The sequence below is a fragment of the Pseudacidovorax sp. 1753 genome (genome assembly GCF_040544975.1).
Lineage (GTDB): Bacteria > Pseudomonadota > Gammaproteobacteria > Burkholderiales > Burkholderiaceae_C > Xenophilus.
Genome location: NZ_JBEPKY010000051.1, coordinates 1 through 3,218, shown reverse-complemented (window position 1 = coordinate 3,218; position 3,218 = coordinate 1). Strand labels below are relative to the sequence as shown.

Annotated in this window: 1 protein-coding gene; it reads left to right on the top strand. The window is 68.4% G+C overall.

Annotated features, from left to right (window positions below; all coding sequences use genetic code 11):
* Positions 1-3,218, top strand: a 3,218-nt coding sequence (locus ABIC63_RS29780; RefSeq protein ID WP_354322452.1) for an Ig-like domain-containing protein, incomplete at both ends; no start/stop codon positions are given.

The window sequence follows — 3,218 nt, the reverse complement described above, 5'->3', positions numbered from 1 at the left end:
ACGCCCAACAAGGACTACAACGGCAACCTGAGCTTCACGTACACGGCGACGGATGGCCGCACGCCGGTGACGGCGACGGTCAATGTCGAGGTCACACCCGTCAACGATGCGCCCACCGTCCCCAACTACGGCCTCACGACGCAGGAAGACAAGCCCATCAGCGGCAAGGTCACCGGCTCGGACGTGGACGGCGACACACTGACCTACACCAAGGGCAGCGACCCGGCACACGGTACGGTGGTGGTCAACACCGACGGCAGCTACACCTACACGCCCGCCAAGGACTACAACGGCGGCGACAGCTTCACCGTGACCGTCAACGACGGCAACGGTGGCACCACCACCTCGACGGTGACGATCACCGTCACGCCGGTGAACGATCCGCCGGTGCCGAGCGATCCGCCGGTCACGCCGCCGGGCCAGAACTTCGACCCGGCCACGGGCAACTACACGATCACGACGCCGGAGGACACGCCGGTCAAGGGCCAGGTGGCCGCCACCGACGTGGACGGCGACGCGCTGACCTTCACCAAGAGCAGCGACCCGACGCACGGCACCGTCACGGTCAACGCCGACGGCACGTACACCTACACCCCGGGCAAGGACTACAACGGCAGCGACAGCTTCACCGTGACGGTGAGTGACGGCAAGGGCGGCACGGCGACCTCGACGGTGAATGTCACCGTCACGCCGGTCAACGACGCGCCGACGGCACCGAGCACCAGCATCTCCACGCCCGAGGACACGCCCATCGACGGCAAGGTCACCGGCTCGGACGTGGACGGCGACACGCTGACCTACACCAAGGGCAGCGACCCGGCGCATGGCACGGTGGTGGTCAACACCGATGGCAGCTACACCTACACGCCCGCCAAGGACTACAACGGCGGCGACAGCTTCACCGTGACCATCAACGACGGCAACGGCGGCACGACCACCTCGACGGTGACCATCACCGTGACGCCGGTGAACGACCCGCCGGTGCCGAGCGATCCCCCGGTCACGCCGCCGGGCCAGAACTTCGACCCGGCCACGGGCAACTACACGATCACGACGCCGGAGGACACGCCGGTCAAGGGCCAGGTGGCGGCCACCGACGTGGACGGCGACGCGCTGACCTTCACCAAGAGCAGCGACCCGACGCACGGCAGCGTCACGGTCAACGCCGACGGCACGTACACCTACACCCCTGGCAAGGACTACAACGGCAGCGACAGCTTCACCGTGACGGTGAGTGACGGCAAGGGCGGCACTGCGACCTCGACGGTGAATGTCACCGTCACGCCGGTCAACGACGCGCCGACGGCACCGAGCACCAGCATCTCCACGCCCGAGGACACGCCCATCGACGGCAAGGTCACCGGCTCGGACGTGGACGGCGACACGCTGACCTACACCAAGGGCAGCGACCCGGCACACGGCACGGTGGTGGTCAACACCGACGGCAGCTACACCTACACGCCCGCCAAGGACTACAACGGCGGCGACAGCTTCACCGTGACGGTCAACGACGGCAACGGCGGCACGACCACGTCGACGGTGACCATCACCGTGACGCCGGTGAACGACCCGCCGGTGCCGAGCGATCCGCCGGTCACGCCGCCGGGCCAGAACTTCGACCCGGCGACGGGCAACTACACGATCACGACGCCGGAGGACACGCCGGTCAAGGGCCAGGTGGCCGCCACCGACGTGGACGGCGACGCGCTGACCTTCACCAAGAGCAGCGACCCGACACACGGCAGCGTCACGGTCAACGCCGACGGCAGCTACACCTACACGCCCAGCCAGGACTACAACGGCAAGGACAGCTTCACCGTGACGGTGAGCGACGGCAAGGGCGGCACGGCCACCTCGACGGTGAACGTCACCGTCACGCCGGTCAACGACGCGCCGGTGGCCGTCAACGACACCGTGACCACCGACGAGGACACGCCCGTCACCATCCAGGTGCTGCGCAACGACACCGACGTGGACGGCGACAAGCTCACCGTGGTGGGCTTCACTCAGCCCGCGCACGGCACCGTGGCGCTGGACGCCAACGGCAACCCGGTCTACACGCCCGGCCTGGACTACAACGGCGCCGACAGCTTCACCTACACCATCAGCGACGGCAACGGCGGCACCTCGACCGCCACGGTGTCGATCACGGTGGGCGGCGTCAACGACGCGCCGGAGCCCAAGCCCGACACCAACAGCACCAGCGAAGACGTGGTGCTCAAGGTCGGCGTCACCGGCGGCGTGCTGGCCAACGACGTCGATCCGGACGGCGACAGCATGGCGGTGACCCAGGTCAGCTTCGGCGGCAACACCGTCGATGCCGGCAAGGCCATCGAAGGCAGCTGGGGCACGCTGACGCTCAATGCCGACGGCAGCTACACCTACGCGCCCAATGCGGCCTCGCAGGCCCTGACCACCGGCCAGAGCCAGAAGGACGTGTTCACCTACACGGTGACCGACCCCTCGGGCGCCACCGCCACCACCACGCTGACGCTCACCGTCAACGGGGCCAACGACGCACCCGTGGCCGACAACCAGGCCCGCACCACGCCCGAGGACACGCCCATCACCGGCCAGATCGTGGCCCGTGACGTGGATGGCGACACGCTGGGCTATGCCAAGGGCAGCGACCCGGCGCACGGCACCGTCACGGTCAACGCGGACGGCAGCTACCTCTACACGCCCGCCAAGGACTACAACGGCAAGGACAGCTTCACCGTGCTGGTGAGCGATGGCAACGGCGGCACGACCACGGCCACCGTCACCATCGACGTCACGCCGCAGAACGACGCGCCCACGGCGCCCGACTACAGCATCACCACCCGCGAAGACACCCCGATCGACGGCAAGGTGGTGGGCAGCGACGTGGATGGCGACACCCTCACCTATGTGAAGGGCAGCGATCCGGCGCACGGCACGGTGGTGGTGAATGCCGATGGCACCTTCACCTACACCCCGGGCAAGGACTACAACGGCGGCGACAGCTTCACCGTGACGGTGAGCGACGGCAAGGGTGGCACGGCCACGTCCACCGTGACCATCGGCGTCACGCCGGTGGACGACGCCAGCGTGCTGGCGCCGGACGTGAAGACGACGACGGAAGACAGCCCGGCGCTGGGCAACGTGCTGACCAACGACCGCGACGTGGACAACGTGCTGAGCGTGGCCTCGTTCCAGGTGGCGGGGCAGGCGGCGGTGCTGGCGGGTGGCACGGCGAC